The organism is Marinobacter sp. UBA2498 (genome assembly GCF_002341575.1).
Taxonomy (GTDB): domain Bacteria; phylum Pseudomonadota; class Gammaproteobacteria; order Pseudomonadales; family Oleiphilaceae; genus Marinobacter; species Marinobacter manganoxydans.
Genome location: NZ_DDOI01000126.1, coordinates 1 through 18953 on the forward strand (window position 1 = coordinate 1; position 18953 = coordinate 18953).

Sequence of the window (18953 nt, forward strand, 5' to 3'; positions counted from 1 at the left end):
TTGACCGGAACAAATGGTTTATCACGACGGGAAGAATGGTAATGCAGGTTGCGGGCGACCACCTCCTTGCCGGTACCGGACTCACCGGTAATGAGAACGCTGACGTCCTTATCCGCCACCTGCTCCATCAGCTGGCGTACCTGCTGGACTTTTCGGCTGGTTCCCACAAGACTCCGGAAGAGCTGCAAACCGCGCTGCTGGCCACGCTCCCGGGAGCGGCTGAACTGATCCCGATAGATCTGGGCCCGGTAGAGCGAATCAACGAACTTGGTGTAATTGAGCGGCCATTCCATGCGAGCAATGATGCGACCGCTGGTCTCATCGGACAGACCCTTGAGCTCAGGGTGACCAACAACCAGAAACGGAACGCCCTGAACGGCATCACACACAGCGGTGATCGCCTCGGTGGTTCCTGCATCCTCGCCATTCACCACCGCGACTGCGATATCTGAAAGGCTTTCCTCATCACCACTGCTCAAAAGTGCCCTGGCTTCATCGCCGGCAAGGACCTGCTCCTCGCCAATGAACTCAAGAATGGTGACTATGTCCCGCAATCTTGAATCATCCTCGCTCAGCACCAGCACTTTGTTATTTTTAGACATTCAACCGAATCTCTTGGGGGATTTGTGCGGTATTTAAGACTGTAAGAACCCCAGAGTCAATTTTATGACGCTATTTTGGTCGGTTCGAAGAAACGTTCTGGTAGGCCTTCGCCGCACTCCGGTTCCTGTTTACACCCTTCAGGCCATCCTCCGCCTCCTTGCGGGCCATTCGGGCCGATTCATCGGCGGCGTCAATAAACTGCTGTAGTTCCTGCAGGCGGAGCCTTACCGGCTCCGCATCAACCTCTCCCGCTTCCAGGGCAGCCATCAGCGGCTCGACTGCCGGCTTCACCTGCTCGTTCAGCCCCGCCATCGCGTCCCAGTCCTTTTCGGCCAGGGCGCGACCGAGATCCGCCATCAGTCGATCCAAGTGGTCCAGGTGGGCTTGCGGGTCTGCCATGTCAGTCTCCTTGGAAATCAGCGGCGAGCGGCACGACGGGCGGCGGAGGCAGTAAATTCGTTGCCACGGAACCCCGGGGCGAAATCGTACGCCGGGAATCCATTATCCAGCCCATCAACGTAATAACGCTCCGCCTTCAGGTCGTAAGTCATTTCCATGGTAGTCCAGAATACCGGCTCACTGTAATAGCTGATGTTGTGAGCTTCCGACACACGCCACAGATTCCCCTCTGCATCGTATTCCTCGGACGCGAGGATCTGCCAGCTGTCTTCATCCACGTAAAACACGCGGCGATCATAAATGTGGCTGATACCGGTACGGCGTTTCGCTTCGACGACCCAAACCCGATGCAGTTCGTAGCGGGTAAGCTGCTGATTGATATGGCCCGGACGAATCACGTCGTCGGCTTCGATTTCTGGCCCGTGAAGCTTGTAGGCATTGTAGGGCACGAACAGCTCGCGCTTGCCTTTCAGCTCCCAGTCGTATTGGTTAGGCGCACCGTTGTACATGTCTTTCTGGTCGACGGACCGCAGCGAGGATGAATTCGGCAGGTCGGTTTCGTAGGCCAGGTTGGGCGACCGGCGAAGACGACGGGAACCGGAATCGTACCGCCACGCAAGACGCGGCGACCGCACCTGGTCAAGCGTTTCATGCACCAGCGTGATGGTGCCGGCCAGTGACGACGGTGAGACAGTGTCCGTCTTCAGGTAAAAAATCTTGTTATCGATTTCCGCCAGCTCCGCGCCCCTCTGGCTGTATGCGAAGAAGTAGTCGTAATCATTGACCACCGGGTTGTAGGAGCCATCCCTCCGGGGCGTTGCAGAGGCACTACGCAGGGAAATTTCTTCGCCCCGATATCGAAGGATATGGTTCCAGATAACCTCCAGACCATTTTTTGGAATCGGGAAGGGACTGGTCATGATGGTGTCGCGAACGCCGTTACCGTTGTCCAGCAACTGCGCTGTCAGCGCGTTCTCACGAAATTTGTCGTAGACGTGCTCGGGAAACGCAGCAGTCCGTCGGGTCTGGTAAACCGGCATGAAGAAGTCGGGCCCATACTTCTCCAGCATGGCAATGTGACCGTCTGAAAGCTTGTCCCTGTACAGCTCCAGGTTGTTGGAGGTAACAACGAAAAGAGCCTCATCTTCGGGAAACGGGTTAATTTCCACCTGCCCCTCACGCCAGCCGTCCGGCGGCGTGGCCAAACCTCCGGTCCATTCGGGTATGCTGCCTGAGCGGTTGCCCGCCTTTTCGGCTCCGACCGGGGTCAGTTCACCACCCAGCCGCTCGGCCTCGGCGGCCGTGACCTTGGACAGGGCCTGTCCGGAAAACCCGAGAAAAACCAGTGCGACACCTGCAACCAGTTGGCTTCGCATCCCTTACACCTCCAGAAATTCATGCTGTTGGGTAGCCGCCACGAGCAGAACTCGCACAGCCGGGCGCCTTTTTGCCAAATTCAAACGGTCGTTTCAAGTGAATGTTTGTGTTTTATTGTGAAACCTCACCGCACAGAGAATGGAAGAAATTTGATAGCGAAAATGATATAGTGACGAATTAATTTTCGGGGTTATACCCGCGCTGGGGGATTGAAGGTATTCCATGGCCTCGCAATGGCACTCACTGGTTTCTCAAAAGCTCTTTCTCGCCCGCACGCTGCTTCAGCCACTCGACCGGCCCACAGACGAGGCTCAGGAACAACGTCCCAACGAGGCGGAACAGGCGCTGCGCCGGGAGGCCGCTATTCAGGGGGCGATCGAGCTGCTTCTGCGGTCTCGAAAACTGTTGCTGGTCATGGTTGCGAGGCTATACCAGAGAAAATCAGAGGAGCCTTCAACCCTTGATGAGCTGGTCGCTCTTATCGGGCCAGAACCGAGTGAAGTTGGCCGCCTGAAGGAGCTGGAACAGCGATCCGGGAGTTGGTGGAACCATCTGGAGCAACTCGAGCGCGCCCAAAGCAGACCCCCGGCGACCAAAAAAACCGTGAGCGAAGAAAACATCATTGCGGTATCGGCCGATTCCGGCCCGGATCGATCGTCGGCTGCTTTGATGAAAACGCTGACCGCCGTCAAACATTTTGCCGACGATCTGGAAGAGCAGCACAGCGAGTGGTAAGCCACTCCCAGCTCCGGTTATTCAAATCGTATTAACTTGAAGGTTTATTGAATGTCACCATCGTTTTTTGAAATCGTGCAATTGACCAATGGCGATTACGCCCTGCGCCGCATTGATGATGACAGTGCGCCACTGGTAAAAATCTCTTTTTCGGAAGAAGCCCGGGAAATGATGGAAGATCGGGATATGTCGGTTGCCAAAGCAATGATTGCAGCTGGCATTGAGGCTGTAGGCAATGTTGCCCACGATATCGACTGGGAAGATGACGAACTGGACGCCTCAGACGCCCAGCCCTCCTACACTCTGCATTGATCGGTTAACGCTGCCTGAGAACGACGCCGTGGCTATTGCCCTCGGCCGAGGCTCTTTGCAGGGATTCGAAGGCAGTTCGCCCCAGTTTACGGGTCCACATGACCACCGCGTGACAGGTGCCGGCACTGAGGGCTCGCTCTGCCAGGTCCTGGGCAGGATAGTCCGGTGTTGAACGCAGCACCAGCAATTCGCCGGCGACAATCCCGTGCATTTTTTGCCACTTGCTGACCAGCGCCTGGGGCGGGTCGATCCAGGCCAGCCAGCGCTTCTCCTGATTCAGCTGGGTTAGCATTGGCAACAGCAGCTGGAAATTTTCTACCTGGCCTTCCGGCAGAATGATCTCAGTCACATTGCCACAGACTTTGGGTTCGGTGGTTTCCGGAGCGCGTCGGGCGCGAATGACGGAACGTCGCTCGCGGGCGGCGGTTGCCGACACTGAACAGGACAGAGCATTGGGGTTGTAGGCCAGATTCTGATTAAAGCTCATTTGTTCCATAATTCACCCGTTATTCAAACTATCTGAGGCTATCCGAACCGCTCAGTGCAGGTCAGAGCGGCGGATAACACCAACACCCAGACCCTCGATGAACAGCTCCTGTTCGGTCAGGTCCACTTCGATCGGTGCGAATTCTTCGTTTTCGGCAATCAGGTAGACTTTCGAGCCTTCCTTGCGGAAACGCTTTACCGTGACCTCATCGCCAACCCGGGCAACAACCACCTGGCCGTTGTGAACATCCTGGGTACTGTGAACTGCCAGCAGGTCGCCATCGAGAATACCGATGTCTTTCATGCTCATGCCCCGGACCCGCAGAAGATAATCTGCAGACGGCGAAAAGAATTCTGGCTGCAGTGTGCAGTGATCCTCGATGTGCTCCTGAGCAAGGATCGGACTACCGGCAGCGACCTGACCAATGACCGGGAGGCCCAGGTCCTCTTCCGCCTCAGGCAGACGGATGCCGCGGCTCGCTCCCGGCACCATCTCGATGGCACCTTTCCTTGCCAATGCCCGGAGATGTTCTTCCGCGGCGTTGGCCGAACGGAAGCCCAGTTCTGCCGCGATTTCAGCACGGGTTGGCGGATAGCCGGTCTCGTCGACGTATCGGCGAATAATATCCAGTACCTGGGACTGCCTTGCTGTCAGCTTCATCAAGCTACTCCGCTATATCGGGATCGGGCCGCTGCAAACATCGGCCTCTCGTAAGAGTGGCTCCGGTGGCCCTGTTTTTTTATACAGTAAACTGACTATATACAGTGTTTTATCCAGTGTAAAGTCGGCTCCCTGATTTTCTTGCATCCGCTTAATAATGAGGATCAACAGCGGTGTGATATGGTTAGGGCACTATTCCTCACGAACCAGGGAGCACCATGACTCAAGTCAGTGCCTGCAGGATGCCTGACATCCTAGAGACGAACGAAGGGAAGGAACGCCGGGTTGGCGTCGAGATCGAACTGTCTGGTCTGGGCTACGATGAGCTGGTTACATTGGCGGCGAAGATGCTGGAGGGCACTCCTGAGCTCAAGTCACGCTATGTGACAAACTTGCAGACATCTCTTGGCGACTTCACGGTTGAGCTTGATTCCGATCCGATCAAGGATCTTGATCTGGCGGATGAGCGCCTCCCCGAGTCCATTCGTGAACTCGGTGGACAGGCGATGGATGTGATCGACGCCGCGGCCGAACGCGTGGTACCCCTCGAGATCATAAGCCCACCTCTGAAGTTTTCCAGCGTCGAGGTGATTGAAACGCTCGTCGACAAACTCCGAAACGCCGGGGCACTGGGCAGCCGGGACGCCATCTATTTTGCGTTTGGCCTGCAGCTTAATCCTGAGTTGCCCGACCTCAGCCCGGAGACCCTGGTTCGTTATTTCCAAGCGTTCGCGGCCCTGTATGAATGGCTCAAGTACCGGCATCAACTGGACGTCAGCCGCAAATTCACCACCTACATCGAACCCTGGCACGGCCGCTACACAGAGCTCCTGATGGAGGATAACTATCATCCAAACCTCGGGGAGCTCATGGAGGATTACCTGGAGTTCAATCCTACCCGCAATCGCGCGCTTGACCTGCTTCCACTGTTTGCCCACCTGGACAAGGAACGGCTGGAACGCCATGTTCAGGATCCCCGGATAAAAAGCAGGCCAACCCTGCATTACCGGTTGCCGGATTGCGACATCGACAATCCCGGCTGGCATTTCTCAACCGTTTGGAACGACTGGGTCGTTCTGGAGCAACTGGCCAACAATCCCGACGACCTGGCCGATATACGGCAACTGTTCCGGGAGCGGCGTAAACTGAATCTTCACAACCTGACCCACAGCTGGCGGGAAACCACTGACGACTGGCTGGCCAAAAACGGGTATGTCTGAAGAGTCCAAAGAACAGGAACTTGAGGTTCCGGGCCTGACGATCGGCATCAGTGGTCCCGCTCGAAAAAGCCTTGCCCATCGGCTGATCAGTCTGGGCCTGCGCCTCCACGGTGCCCGGACCCACTATATTCGTCCGGGTTCACGGGTTGCCGTACCCATGCTTGATGGCCTGGTGCTGTCAGGCGGCACCCACGTCCATCCTGAACGTTATGGGCAGGAGCCACAGGTTACCGCCAATTATGACCGCAAGCGGGATAAAACCGATCAGTCACTGCTTGAGCAGGCTGAAGCCATTGGCATTCCCGTGCTCGGGATTTGCCGCGGCGCCCAGTTCATCAACGTTTTCCACGGTGGGTCCCTGTGCCAGAACGTGACACCGCTGAGGGTCAATACCCGGCATCGCCCGCTGCTCTTGCCCTTGCAAACCGTGCGACTGGTAACGCACAGCCGGCTTGAGCAAGCCATGCGCTCCCCGGTGATCGGCGCCAACCGGATTCACAGCCAGGCCATCAAGCGCCTGGGCCGCAACCTGCGCGTGACCGCCGTGGACAATGATCTGTTCGTACAGGCTATTGAAAGCACCGGACGCCAATGGCTAACGGGCATCCAATGGCACCCGGAATACTTGCTCTACCATGGCGGACACCGGCGCATCTTTGGCCAGTTCGTGGATGCTGCCCGCCGATACAAACTGGCGCGCCTGGAACCGGATTCCGACGACGCCTGATCCATCAACGGTTTCCAAAGGAGGCACTACCATGAACGGACGGAACCGAAAGATCCGTTTTAACCTGAAGTCCGGTTTTATTCTCCCTCTCGCGCTCACAGTACCTGCCCTGACAATGGCAGGTGAGGTTACGCTCACCGGCGAGGGCAGTGTCCGATACGAGCCCGACAGCGCCCGACTCCAGTTCACAGCCAGTGCCGAGCACGAGCTTCCCCAGAAGGCCACCGAACGGGTAGCGGCTCTGATGGCGCAGTGGCGCGAGGGTATTACCGAGTACCAGGATCAGCTCAATGATTACTCAGACGCGTCGGTAAACCTTTACACCCGAACTCTGCCCGCACCTGAAAGGGAGGAGCAGCCCCGCAAACAGGCCGTCGCCTCCCAGACCGTCAGCTTCAGCATCAGTGATCTTACCCTGCTCAATCCCCTGCTCCAGCAGGCCCAGGCTGTGGGCCTGGATTACCACCTCGGCCCTCACCAGTTCTTCCACTCGGATGAGACCGGTATGGAACAGGAAGCACTGGCCAGAGCCATCGCAGACGCCCAGGCCCGCTGCCGATTCGTGGCCAGTCAGCTCGACCAGACCTGTGGTGATGTGGTCACCATCAACATCAATGGCGGGCACCGCCCGGTACCAATGATGATGGCGGAGGCAAAATCCATGTCGGATACGGTCTCGAGCGTGGGTGAGCGGGAAATCCGGGCCTCAGTGAGCGCCACCTTCGAGCTGGACTGAACTCAGAAATCCCGGGTGTAGAAGATATCCAGGGAGGCCGCCAGCCCGCTGGCAGCCTCCAGATAGAAGTAGCGGCCCAGATCGTAGCGCAGAGCAACCGTGGTGATCGGCTCGAAGATGCCGACACCGTAGCGGACACTCAGCTCATCCGTCAGATACCCGCTCGCCACCACCGACGTCTGATCGCCGGAACCCTCCGCTTCCAGGGTGAGCTGGCGAATACCTAACTCTTCGCCAATTTGCCCAGTCACCTTGTTGGCCTGGGTCAGTCCCAGGGACAGCGCCGCCCGGCTCATCTGGCCCTCATCACCCCGGCTCTGGGGCGCCCGGCCAAGAATGACATAGGAAAGCGCCTCCGTCTGAGGCATGTCGGGGTTGGAGAATGCTTCCGTCTGGGGCGACTGCACCGGGCCGGTCAGGCGAATACCGGCCACAACGGTATCCACGGTGCGGACGGCCTCGATGTCCAGATAGGGTTGGGTAAGGTTGCCCACGAACAACAGTCTTGCCCGCCTGAGCTTGAGCTCCTGACCATAGGCTTCATACTGGCCATTGACCAGTTGGAGCGTGCCACGGGTATCCATGTCATTGCCAATGCGAAGAGATCCCTCCAGATCACCGGTCACGCCGAAGGCGGCAAAAGTCACCTGATCTTCTCCAACAACCACGGTCACATCCATATTCAGCGATCGGACAACGGGCTCTTCCCGTTCCACGCCGACAATGACCTCATCCTCCGAGACCGACACGGCCTGGTCCGGCAAACCCTGTATCTCGATATCGCCTCTTGGCACTCCGACCTGTCCGGATACCTCCAGGGCCCCCTCACTGAAAACGATGGTCAGATCCGGCTCCACCTCAAGCTGCGCATAAGGCTCCAGGTTGAATGGCACACGGCTGCCGGAAATCGTGATTTCCCCCCGGGGAGACTGTTGCCAGTCGATTTCCCCATCCACAATGGTCTGGCTTCGCGCATTGCTCCGGATCCTGCCACTGATCTCGGCCGAGTAACCGCCAAACTGAACGCTGGCGATCACCTCCTCGATCGGTACCGGCAAGCGGGGATCGGAAACCCGTCCATTCACCAGGTGCAGTTCGCCGGTCACCGCCGGCTTCATCAGCGGGCCGGAGAGCTGGCCCTGGCCGTTCACCCGACCGGCAACTTCGTCCAGCCCGGAAAGCAGTCCTGCAAGGGCAATATCCAGACCTTCGAGACTGAAGGAACCCTCAACGTTGCGGTCGTCCGAGTTCGGATCCAGGTTCATGTCCAGCGTGAAATCGCCAAGCTCCGGTCCGGAAAGACGGACTGCAAGGTCAGCCTGTTTCGGCTTCAGGGCGACCTCGGTTGTCAGGGTATTGTAGGCGAGCGACTCCCACTCGCCGTCCACCAGCAACTGGAATTGTCCTTCACCGGCGTCCAGGAAAAGGCGTCCGTCCGGACCGTCGCCGGTGGTGGTGAAATCAACCTCTCCGTTGATCCAACCGTCCCAACGTAATGTCTCTGGCAGCAAGGGAGCGAGGGCCCCGGTTGGGAAGCGGTCGATACGATAGGCAATGCGGGGAACCGGAAGCAGTGTCTGGTCCTCGGCACAAACCGTACTCTCCTCCCAGCGCCAGCAATGATTGCCAAATGTGAGCTCACCATCGGCTTTGTATGCCAGGGTCGCCGGGGCCTGCAGCCGCCATTGTTGGGACTGTTCCGGAAGGTCAATCACGCCCCGAGACAGCTCTCCCTGCCAGGTTCTCCAGTCAGCGCCGGCCCCTCCTGCGAAATCCAGCTCAAGGTCAGCCTCGGCATGACGTGCTCCGATGCTCACGGTGTGCTTTCCCTGGGTGCCATTGGCTTCCAGAGTGAGCGTTTCAAGCTCTTGCCCGAACCCGTTGAGATTTTCCGCCTGCAAACGGCTGACAAGACGCATGCCGTCCTGCAGATCGGCCTCAAGACTGAGGGTTTCAATGGCGAGCTCATCCTGCCAGCCCAGGTTTTTGCCACTTGCACTCAGCTCGCCCTTCGGGCGCTCTGGTGTTCCCTCCGCCGTCAGAGTGGCTTGCAGATTCCCCGTCAGGCCAGGCAGGACAATTTCCGGCGCGGGCAGGTTCAGAGCCAGATCACCACGCAGAACGTCGCTCCAGGTACCGCTACCCTCAATACGGTTGTCACCCACCAACAACTGCAGGTCGGATAGTTCCCAACTGCCTGATGAGGTATCTAGCCGTCCCTGCAGAGACGCGGGATTGGAACGCCAGTCGCCCTCAAGATCCCATCCGGCATTCATGGCAGGTACCGGTCCATCCCCGAGTTGTCCCTCGGTCGTCACATCACCGCTGAGACTGGCTTCCAGTACAGGTACCCAATAACCGGGATTGAAGTCTTTCAGGCGCAAGGCCGCCTGCCAGGAAAGCGGCCCGGAAAAGTTCACCGAGCCGTTGCCGGTAAGAGACCCGGCGCCTGTGCTGACGGCCAGGTTGGTCAGTGTGGTCTGCTCGGCATCGCCATCCACCGTGGTGGTCAGTTCAGCGCTGCCCTGAGGACCCTCGACACCGGCTTGAAGCTCTGCATGGTAGTTCCCCTCACGCCAGGACACGGTGCCATCCAGGGAACGAAGGGTTACCACTGGCGGCTCAAAGCCCGGGATCAGCGTATACCAGGGAAATCCGCGCAAACGGATGTCGGCACTGGCTTCGAGGCCCTCGCTCCAGGAGACATTGCCATTGGCCACCACAGTGTCTTGCCCTGCACCATTCTCCCGGTCCGCGGCCAACTCGATCCGGATGCTCTCGGCCGCGCGAGTCGTCGCCAGGCCCTCCAGCGTCAGCCGTACCGGGCCTGTCGTGCCCGGAAGCGTAGCTTGCCCCCGGGTGCGAAAACCCTGCTGAAGGCTACCCCTGGCGTCCACAGACCAATCATTGAACACAAGGGTCTCCGGCAGCGCCTGCGCTGCGCGGAACTGATCCGAGGTTAGCCTCAACTGTGCCGGCAGGGCCGGATCGAGCGGCTCGACTTCCCCCGAGAGTTCAGCATCCAGGTAGCCACGGCTGGATGCAGCGACCATCAGGTCCCGAACGCTGCCGGAGAGCCGGGCGTCGAGAAGCCACTCGTCTCCATAAGGCGGCGGGATGTCCGCTTTGACTTCCAGATTGACAGGCCAGTCCCGGCGGGTTTCTATCCGGCCAGCGGCGGACACCGTGTACTCACCCAGCTGATACCAGGCGCGCTTTATGTTCCAGGCGGCGCCCGACCCTCCGGCGTCCAGCTCAAACCGGTCCCAGACTTTGTTGCCGTTGAAGGTAAAAGGCCCGAGCCGGACGCCACTGATATTCAGCGCCAGCGGCAGGTCCACGCCCGGCAGTGTAATGGGGCTCCCGCCTTCGGCTTTGTCCGTCGGAGGCAATTGCGAGACTTCGAGCGTCTCTGCTTCCAGATTCTCTATACAGAGCTGTTTTCGGAACAGACAGGAAGGGGACCAGTCCACGAGTGGCGACTCAACGACCACTTCGACCCCGTAACCACGCCATTTCAGGTGGTCGGCTTGCCACCGACCAAACAGAGATCCCCGGTCATTTTCCACCTGAAGCCCTGGCACCTGTTCTATAACCCAGGCGGTTCCCGTCTCAGAGCGCAGGGCCAGCAAAACAGCGGCCACCACAAGGACAGGCACGAGAATCAATACCGCCAGCCCTACCAACAGCCAAAACCGGAGGCGGCGCGGGCGTGCCGATGGCTTGTGCGGCCTGTCTTCCGAAGTTTCCGGTGTCCTCGTCACAGCTCAGGCCCCATGGAAAAGTGAATGCGCCAATCCCCGCCAAATTCACGATCCAACCCTTTGGCGATGTCCAGCCTCAACGGCCCGACCGGGCTGATCCAGCGTATGCCGACACCAGCGCCGGTGGCCAGCGGGTCGCTCGGATTGTTGATCGCGTTGCCGTGGTCGACGAACATGGCGGCACGCCATTTGTCCGCAAACTGATACTGATACTCGGCACTGCCAACCATCAGGAAGCGTCCGCCCACCGGCACGCCGTTATCATTCTCTGGCGACAGGGTTTCATAGCCATACCCTCGCACACTCTGGTCACCGCCAGCGAAGAAACGCAGGGATGGAGGCACATCTTCAAACCGGTTGGTTGCCACAGCCCCCGCCTGCAGACGACCCAGAAACCGGTGCTTGTCCGCCAGCGTAAACAGCCCCTTGACCAGTGCGTTTACATGAAGGATATCCACATCGGACAGCGCCGCCCGATGCGAACCGGTAACATCGAACTGCAGGCGATAGCCCCGGGATGGGTCCAGTGGCGAGTCCGTGTGTATTTTCGAGTATCCCGCACCGGGCAGCAGGAGTGTGCTTGTGCCTTTCTCGTCATTGCCGATGTTAAAGCGCTCACCTTCCCAACGCAGCGACAATATCTGTAGCCAGCCGTTATCCAACTGATGCTGCCACTGCTGCCCCAGGCTCAGAAGTTCCGATTCCACATTCTCGATGTCCTCGCGCTGGTAACCGGCGCTCAGGCGGATCAGGTCGGTCATGGGCGGATCCAGGGGCAGCTCGTACCAGGTACTCAGGTTCTGCCTGGGTACCGAGAGTTCTGTCTCGGCGCCCCGCTTGTGCCCCATGGGATTGATCCAGTGTTCCCGCCAGTTTCCACGGAACCTGGGTCCGACATCGGTCGAAAACCCCACGCCCGCCGCCACAGAGCGGGCCTCGCGCCGGGTGAGATCAACGCGGACCGGAATCACGCCGTCCTCGGCACTACCCGGTGAGGCATCGATATCAACACTGCTGAAATAGCCGCTGTTCAGGAGATCCCGGTTGAGCCTTGCTACTTCATCAGCATGGAAGGGTATACCTGGCTCGAAAGAAACGAACTGCTCCAGTAGACCGATCTCGAACCAGTGTCCCTCGGCAAAGGTTACCTCTCCGAGCCGGTACCTTTCGCCGCTATCATAGATAAGCGTAACCGCAGCGCTTCGGGTTGCCGGATCCACTTCCAGGGTACGGGTAACAAATGTGCCGTCGAAATAGCCACGCCGTCGGGCACGGGTCTGGATGGTGTCTCGCAGGCTGGCATATTGACCGTGGTTGAGAATGTCGCCTTCCGCCGGGTGCTCTGGCAGATCGGCGTTAAACCGTTCATCTGACGCAGCTGCCCCCCTGATCTCCACGGTCCGGGACGTAACTCGCACCGGCTCCCCCGGTGTAATGGACAGAACGAGCGTTGCCGTTGTGTCGGAACCACCCTCTTCAATCCGCCAATCAATCAACGGGCTGTAATACCCGAGCGCCCGCAATGCCTCCTCGGCCTGACCAACGGCCGTGGGGGCATAACGCCTGAGATTACTGGCACTGCGGCCTTCAACCTCCCCGATAAACGCCTGGGCATTTGATTTCAGATCCGGGTAGTCTCCCTCCATGTTCACGACGACCTGTTGCGCGCAAACCCACGACGGCAGCCAGCAGAGCAACAAGATCAAAAGCCGGACCCGGCCCGAATTCACGACTTGATAGATTGATAGCATCCGGCTATTTCAGTGTTGGTGGTAACAAGAAGGATTTCCGTTCAAGCGTGGGAGTTTAATGGCAGACGGTCAAGTTAATCCATGGTTGGCCTTTCGGACTGCCCTGAGCGGCTCAAGGGCGAGTCGTTTGTGGCGTTGAAATAAGCTAACCTGTCAGATACTTAGCAACAGACCGGACCCTGGCGAATGCTGAAGATAAATCGAGAAAACCTGAAATCCAGCCACCAGCTTGTCTGGTTCATCATTGATTTCCTCATGCTGGGCCTGCTGATTATCAACCTGGCGTTCATTATCTGGGACTCGATCTACAACTTTGTCGCCGTTCAGGATCTGCTGAAGGAACATGCGCCAGCCATCCAGTCCGCCTACCACCCCATCCACGAACGCTTCATCTTTTACGATCTGATCTTCGTCAGCATCTTCCTGACCGAGTTCTTTGTTCGCTGGGGTTACGCCATCAAGGCAAGGGTCTACGACCGCTGGTACTTTTACCCGTTTATTCACTGGTATGACCTGGTGGGCTGTATTCCGGTGGGAAGCCTGCGTTTCCTCCGTATCCTCCGTGTGATCTCCATCATCTATCGACTGCACCAGTACAAGATCATTGACGTTACGAACACCAAGATTTACCGCTTCGTGAATTTCTATTACGAAGCCTTTATGGAAGAGCTCTCTGATCGCATTGTGCTGAAGGTGCTGAGCGGCGTGCAGCAGGAGGTCAAACTGGGCTCTCCGCTGTTCGACAAGATCCAGAAGGACATTCTCTATCCCCGACGGGACATGCTCTCCGACTGGATTTCCAAACGGGTTGCCGAGGCGGCCCAGGAAGGCTACGTACCCAATCGCGGAGCCCTCAGGAGCTACCTGGAAGACAGAGTGGATAATGCCCTCAAACAGAACCTGGAGCTGTCACGACTGAACTATCTTCCGGTGGTGGGCCCCACCATTCAGGAAACCCTGGAAGAAGCGGTCGGCGACATCGTTGCCCACGTGATCCACCAGATCCTCGAAGACCTGGCCTCAGCCTCCAATCATGCCTTCATTGAAGACATCGTGAATGTTTTCCTGCCGACACCCGGTGAAGTGAAAGCCGACGACGCCCAGAACGAGGCCTTGATTAACCTGATTATCGAAATCATCGACGCAGTCAAGGACCAGGTGAACGTAAAACACTGGCGATCAGAGCTGCCCTGACTCGCTGGCGACAGGCCTTAAGACCAACAAAAAAAGAGAACATCCATGGATGTACAAGACACCCCGACTCATTATCAGCCGGCCCATGAGCTCCTGAAACAACTGGAGGCCGGCACCCTGACCAGCGAGGCACTGATTACCGCCTTACTGGAAAGAATCCGGGACCAGAACCCTGCCATCAACGCGATTGTGGCGCTGGATGAACACAGCGCACTGGCCAGCGCCCGCGAAGCGGATAAGCAACGCGCGCTCGCTGGTTTCCTTCCGCGGCCACATCCCCGGCCCGCCAGGCACCCAGTCCCGACCGGATCTGGTCGAGGGCGGCCCCATGGCCCGCAATGCCCGGGTCGGTTTATGGCTGGAGGATCCGCTGTGCCCGGTGGAGCATGAGCTCACCGGGGGTTATCGCACCCTGGGCAGGTCCCTGGCCGACAGGGGCGCCCTGGTGAACCTGGATATCGATCCGGGCCGAAGTAAGCCAAGATCATCCGGAAATACAGGAGTACGTCCGGATGGCCGGAAAAGACTTCCATAGTTCCGGTAACTCCTGCAAGCGTCCCAGTTTCCGATAAGGTTTGACGAACAGCAGTTGCCTAATAAATGATAGTCCACCTACTTTTTAACCCACTGAAACTTGCTGGGAACAGCGTAAGGATGGAAAGGCATGAGCAGGGAATCCTTGCCGGAAGGCGGGCACCTGGGGTCCCGGGAAAAGCCAACGGGAAAGACGAGCGCAATTCACCGTAATCTTTTCCTGCAGGCGCTGAAATCTCTTCAGTTCGGTTCGTTATCGCTTACATGGCCGGATGGAAAGACGACCCGCCATGAAGGAAAACAAGACGGTGTGCATGCGGAAATGGCATTGCTGCAGTGGGATGTCATCGATCACCTGATCACCCACGGTGACGTGGGATTGGGCGAAGACTACATGGCAGGCAAATGGTCCACACCCGACTTGCTTGCCCTGATGCGCCTTGCCGCAGGCAATATCGTTGTTTTTGATCGGGTTTTGCACACCAGCGTATGGCTCAGGTTATGGCACTGGTGCAGGCACCGGTTGTCTTCCAATACACTGAAACGCAGCCGTAAGAACGTCCAGGAGCACTATGATTTAGGCAACGACTTTTATCAGCTCTGGCTGGACCGGAGCATGACATACTCCTGCGCCCTGTTTGACGGCAATACGTCCCTCTCGCTTTACGAGGCCCAGAAAGCGAAATATGAACGCATCCTTCAGCGACTGGCACCGGAACCGGGAAGCCGCATTCTGGAAATAGGCTGTGGCTGGGGTGGTTTCATGGAAATCGCAGCCACACACGGATGCCATGTGACCGGTGCGACCCTGTCCGGCGAACAGGCGGATTATGCCCGCCAGCGACTCGAGTCCGCCGGACTGGCGGAAAATGCCGAGGTTCGTTTACAGGACTACCGGGAGCTGTCCGGCCCCTTTGATTACCTGGTATCAATCGGGATGTTTGAGCACGTTGGCGAATCGTACTGGCCCGCCTACATGAGGGATGTGCACGACTACCTGAGACCTGGCGGCAAGGCAATGATACAGACCATTACCATTGCCGAGGAGCGATTTGAGCGATATCGCTCCGGCAACGACTTTTTGAGGGAACATATTTTCCCCGGTGGTATGCTGCCTTCCAGAAAGCGTTTTGAAGCTGTTGCCGCCGATAGCGGCCTGGTGGTGAACGATGTGTTCGAATTCGGGCAGGATTACGCCATTACGCTGGAAAAATGGCTGGCGAACGTCGACGAACAGATACCGGCGATACGGGCGCTCGGGTACAGCGAGATGTTCGTGCGAAAGTGGCGGTTTTACCTGGCCAGCTGTGCCGGTATGTTTCGCGCCGGAGGTATCAATGTGATGCAGGTGGAGTTAAGCCGGGAGTAGCGACCCGGCTTTTCCGCAGCGACGAGCGTTATTGGCTGCAGGCATGGGAGCCTGTAGCCATGGGAATTATTCTTGACTTCGGGTGGGGTCCGCGGTTGCCCCCCAGCGCCATTGGGTAATCTCCGGCATATCCACGCCGTGCTCGATGATGTGATGCCGATGCTCGATCAGCCGGTCACGCAGCCATTGCTTGAGATAGGCGGCCCGTGACCCCAGTTGCGGAACCCGATCAATGACATCCGCCACCAGGTGGAAACGGTCCATGTCATTGCGCACCACCATGTCGAACGGCGTGGTGGTGCCTTCCTCCTTGTAGCCACGCACGTGGAGGTTCTTGTGATTGGTGCGCCGGTAGGTCAGGCGATGGATCAGCCAGGGATACCCGTGATAGGCGAAGATGATCGGTTTATCGGTCGTGAACAGGGTGTCGAAGTCCTTGTGTGACAGCCCGTTCGGGTGTTCCGCCTGGTCCTGCAGGGTCATGAGATCCACCACGTTGATCACACGCACCCTGAGCTCGGGCAGGTGGCGGCGCAGAATATCCACCGCCGCCAGGATCTCCAGAGTCGGCACGTCGCCGGCGGGCTCGGCCCGGCACTGGCTTGTTCGGTTTGTATAGGTTTTTCAAGATCAGGTCCTCCACAAAGTCAGGGATAGGAGTGCTTCAGGTCAGGCTCAGGTTTCTGTTGCGGCCGGATGACCTGCAGGCAAGCCCAAACTTCCCAGACCAGGAAAACCGCCAGCGCGACACGCTCCGCCAGGCCCGGCGCGATATCCAGTTGAATGGCGATCACGAACGCCGTCACCGCCGTCGCCGCGATCACCGACAGCACCAGCGAGGCGGCGCGCTGGCGGCGCCAGTCGAGCTGACGGCGAAAGGCCGCTGAAAACACGAACAGCGCGGCGAGTTCCAGTGCAAACGCCAGGCTGGCTGCCCCCCGGTGTATCTGCCCGGGCAGGTTCGGCGCCTGGCCGGGTGCCTCGATGGGAAAAAACGCCGCCAGCAGGATACCGACCGCGGCCAGGCCGAACAGCAGTACCGACCAGGTCCGCAGCGGCCCCGGGCGCAGCGCGCCGCGCAGGGCCAGGGTCAGCGCCAGGTTACCCCAGCCATGCACGAAGGCGCCAACCATGAACAGCCAGCCAAACGGCTGGTTAGCCAGGTCGCTGACATAATCGCTGGTCCAGTCGACCCCGCTGCCGGTCAGGTGCAGGGCGATAATTGCCGCCCCGAACACCGCACCCCCCGCCAGCCCCAGCAGCGCAAGCCTGCGCACCGGCCATGAAAACCTGTGTTCCCTGGTCATACGTGCTTTCATCTCTCCTGAGTGTCTCCTGCGCGCCAGGACACCAACCCGACTCGCGATCTTCCTGGATGCGCGATACCCGCCCGCTCACCGTTGCCAAAGGATGTGAGCAGCTTCCAGGGGGATCGCCACACCATTGTGATGCGGCATGAGTCGCGCGGTATAGTCTGTCGCCGGGCGGGCCGCAGGGGCTGCTGCGCGATAGCTGTAGCCGCTTTCGCCGTCCGTCGGTTGCCGCAGGCGCTGCATCTCCACCCGTTCAGGTGCGCTACCGTCCCTGCCGTCGGCGTAGAGCTCAACCCGCACGGCCTCCGGATCAAGGTCTCCGAGGTAGACCTGAACCTCGAAGAGGTGTTGTTCACCGTCAGGCTCGACCTCAACGTCGCCGAAGCGTATCGCGGCCCATTTGTGATCCAGCGCGTGCCGCCATTCAACCAGTTCCGCGCCGACTCCCCCTTTGCCAGCGGCCCGCTCACGGTATGCAGCGGCAGCCGGGAGGTAGTGTTGCTCGGTGTATTCGCGCACCGTACGGTTGGTAGAAAAGCGCGGTGTCAACCGCGCCATGCTCTCGCGCATCCGGTTCACCCAGGCGGAGGGAATGCCTTGTTCATCACGCGTATAGAACTCGGGGATCACTTCGCGTTCGAGCAGGTCGTACAGCGCATCGGCTTCAGCCGCATCCCGGAACGGATCATCGCCATGTTCCTGGCCGTCCCCCAGTGCCCAGCCCACATCCGGAGTGTAGGCTTCCGCCCACCAGCCGTCCAATTCCGACAGATTGATACCACCATTGACAAGCACCTTCATGCCACTGGTGCCACTCGCCTCCCAGGGCCGGCGCGGCGTGTTGAGCCAGACATCCACGCCCTGCACCAGGTGCTCACCCAAGTGCATGTCATAGTCGCTCAGGAAGATCACACGGGCGCGCACCTCGGGCCGCTGGATGAATTGCATCCATTGCCGGATCAGGGCCTGGCCCGCCCGGTCCTGCGGATGAGCCTTGCCGGCCATAATGAGCTGCACCGGGCGCTGCGGGTCAGTCAGCAGGCGCAGCAGGCGCTCCGGGTCATGCAGCAGCAGGTTCGGCCTCTTATAGGTGGCGAAGCGGCGGGCAAAACCCAGCGTCAATACCCCGGGATCAAACAGCTGGTTCGCAGTATCAGCGGCCTCGGGCGCCTCGCCGGAGGCGGCCAGTTGCCGGGACAATCGATCACGGACGTAGTCAACCAACGCCTTACTGGCCGCCGTGCGGAATTGCCAGAGACGGGCGTCAGAGAGGGCGCGAATGTGCTGCTCATGGGTTTCCGTGGTCCCCAGCCAGCGTTCCTTGCCACAGGCCTCGGTCCAAAGATCATCCGCCGCCGCCGAGTCCCAGGTCGGCATGTGAACGCCGTTGGTCACGTGCGTAACCGGCACCTCATCCACGGGCCAGCGCGGGAACAGCGGCGCAAACAGGTGCCGGCTCACCTTGCCGTGCAGGCGACTTACGCCATTCACCGCCCCGCTGCCGCGGATCGCCAGGTACGCCATATTGAAATCCTCGGCCGGATCGTCCGGATTCCGGCGGCCCAGCGCCAGCAAATCGTCGAGCGTAATGCCGAGCTGGTTGCTTGCGTAGCCACCCAGGCAGTGCTCGATGAGGCCTGGTGGGAAACGGTCGAAGCCAGCGGCCACCGCCGTGTGGGTGGTGAAGAGATTGCCCGCGCGCGTGGCGGCCAGCGCAACGCCGAACGGCTGACCGGTCCGCTGCATGAAGTGGCGGGCGCGCTCCAGCACGG

Annotated in this window: 18 protein-coding genes; 8 read left to right on the forward strand and 10 right to left on the reverse strand. The window is 59.1% G+C overall.

Annotated features, from left to right (window positions below):
* The 3 genes from B2W52_RS17615 to B2W52_RS17625 form a co-directional block, all read right to left on the reverse strand.
* A partial coding sequence (locus B2W52_RS17615) for a sigma 54-interacting transcriptional regulator (protein ID WP_286803813.1) occupies positions 1-602 on the reverse strand: 602 nt, incomplete at its 3' end.
* Between the two features lie 70 nt (positions 603-672).
* Positions 673-1002: an SOS cell division inhibitor gene (locus B2W52_RS17620; protein WP_092033270.1), complete on the reverse strand. Its 330-nt coding sequence runs from the start codon at positions 1000-1002 to the stop codon at positions 673-675.
* A 17-nt stretch (positions 1003-1019) separates the two neighbouring features.
* The gene (locus B2W52_RS17625) at positions 1020-2378 is read right to left on the reverse strand and encodes a DUF1329 domain-containing protein (protein WP_286803814.1); all 1359 of its coding nucleotides are present in this window, start codon (positions 2376-2378) and stop codon (positions 1020-1022) included.
* 223 nt (positions 2379-2601) lie between these two features.
* On the opposite strand from B2W52_RS17625, the gene B2W52_RS17630 reads away from it, so the two are divergent.
* Both B2W52_RS17630 and B2W52_RS17635 read left to right on the forward strand, forming a co-directional pair.
* Positions 2602-3114: a DUF6586 family protein gene (locus B2W52_RS17630; RefSeq protein ID WP_008177455.1), complete on the forward strand. Its 513-nt coding sequence runs from the start codon at positions 2602-2604 to the stop codon at positions 3112-3114.
* Between the two features lie 51 nt (positions 3115-3165).
* Positions 3166-3426, forward strand: a complete 261-nt coding sequence (locus B2W52_RS17635) for a hypothetical protein (protein ID WP_008177453.1) — start codon at positions 3166-3168, stop codon at positions 3424-3426.
* A gap of 4 nt (positions 3427-3430) precedes the next feature.
* Here B2W52_RS17635 and B2W52_RS17640 read toward each other — a convergent pair whose 3' ends face one another.
* Positions 3431-3922 carry a cell division inhibitor SulA gene (locus tag B2W52_RS17640; protein ID WP_008177450.1) on the reverse strand — a complete coding sequence of 164 codons (492 nt, stop codon included), beginning with the start codon at positions 3920-3922 and terminating at the stop codon, positions 3431-3433.
* Positions 3923-3964: 42 nt separating this feature from the next.
* Positions 3965-4576 carry a transcriptional repressor LexA gene (lexA, locus tag B2W52_RS17645; protein ID WP_008177448.1) on the reverse strand — a complete coding sequence of 204 codons (612 nt, stop codon included), beginning with the start codon at positions 4574-4576 and terminating at the stop codon, positions 3965-3967.
* Between the two features lie 215 nt (positions 4577-4791).
* Between lexA and B2W52_RS17650 the strand changes: the two genes are divergently transcribed.
* From B2W52_RS17650 to B2W52_RS17660, 3 genes are read left to right on the forward strand one after another with little or no spacing between them, the layout of a single operon-like run.
* Positions 4792-5793, forward strand: a complete 1002-nt coding sequence (locus tag B2W52_RS17650; protein WP_008177446.1) for an amidoligase family protein — start codon at positions 4792-4794, stop codon at positions 5791-5793.
* Positions 5786-6520 (forward strand): gamma-glutamyl-gamma-aminobutyrate hydrolase family protein, encoded by a 735-nt coding sequence (locus B2W52_RS17655; protein ID WP_008177443.1) that lies wholly within the window; start codon positions 5786-5788, stop codon positions 6518-6520. Before B2W52_RS17650 ends, B2W52_RS17655 begins: the two co-directional genes overlap by 8 nt.
* Before the next feature lie 31 nt (positions 6521-6551).
* Complete coding sequence (locus tag B2W52_RS17660; protein ID WP_008177442.1) at positions 6552-7256, forward strand: SIMPL domain-containing protein; 705 nt, start codon at positions 6552-6554, stop codon at positions 7254-7256.
* A gap of 2 nt (positions 7257-7258) precedes the next feature.
* On the opposite strand, the gene B2W52_RS17665 is transcribed toward B2W52_RS17660, so the two are convergent.
* A complete protein-coding gene (locus B2W52_RS17665; RefSeq protein ID WP_286803815.1) occupies positions 7259-10915 on the reverse strand; it encodes a translocation/assembly module TamB domain-containing protein in 3657 nt (1218 codons plus the stop codon).
* Positions 10916-11016: 101 nt separating this feature from the next.
* Positions 11017-12666, reverse strand: coding sequence for an autotransporter assembly complex protein TamA (locus B2W52_RS17670; protein ID WP_008177438.1), 1650 nt, complete (start codon positions 12664-12666; stop codon positions 11017-11019).
* Positions 12667-12957: 291 nt separating this feature from the next.
* On the opposite strand from B2W52_RS17670, the gene B2W52_RS17675 reads away from it, so the two are divergent.
* The 3 genes from B2W52_RS17675 (at position 12958) to B2W52_RS17685 (ending at position 15868) form a co-directional block, all read left to right on the forward strand.
* Positions 12958-13965, forward strand: coding sequence for a hypothetical protein (locus B2W52_RS17675; protein WP_273071271.1), 1008 nt, complete (start codon positions 12958-12960; stop codon positions 13963-13965).
* A gap of 45 nt (positions 13966-14010) precedes the next feature.
* On the forward strand, positions 14011-14355 hold the full coding sequence (locus tag B2W52_RS17680; protein WP_008177435.1) for a hypothetical protein: 345 nt from the start codon (positions 14011-14013) through the stop codon (positions 14353-14355).
* 274 nt (positions 14356-14629) lie between these two features.
* Entirely contained in the window at positions 14630-15868 is a 1239-nt protein-coding gene (locus B2W52_RS17685; RefSeq protein ID WP_008177432.1) for an SAM-dependent methyltransferase, read from the forward strand.
* Between the two features lie 66 nt (positions 15869-15934).
* On the opposite strand, the gene B2W52_RS17690 is transcribed toward B2W52_RS17685, so the two are convergent.
* The 3 genes from B2W52_RS17690 to glgP all read right to left on the reverse strand — a co-directional run.
* A complete protein-coding gene (locus tag B2W52_RS17690) occupies positions 15935-16441 on the reverse strand; it encodes a phosphoketolase family protein (protein ID WP_008177429.1) in 507 nt (168 codons plus the stop codon).
* A gap of 74 nt (positions 16442-16515) precedes the next feature.
* The gene (locus B2W52_RS17695) at positions 16516-17187 is read right to left on the reverse strand and encodes a DUF998 domain-containing protein (RefSeq protein ID WP_286803816.1); all 672 of its coding nucleotides are present in this window, start codon (positions 17185-17187) and stop codon (positions 16516-16518) included.
* A gap of 75 nt (positions 17188-17262) precedes the next feature.
* On the reverse strand, positions 17263-18953 hold a 1691-nt coding region (gene glgP, locus B2W52_RS17700; RefSeq protein ID WP_286803817.1), incomplete at its 5' end, for an alpha-glucan family phosphorylase.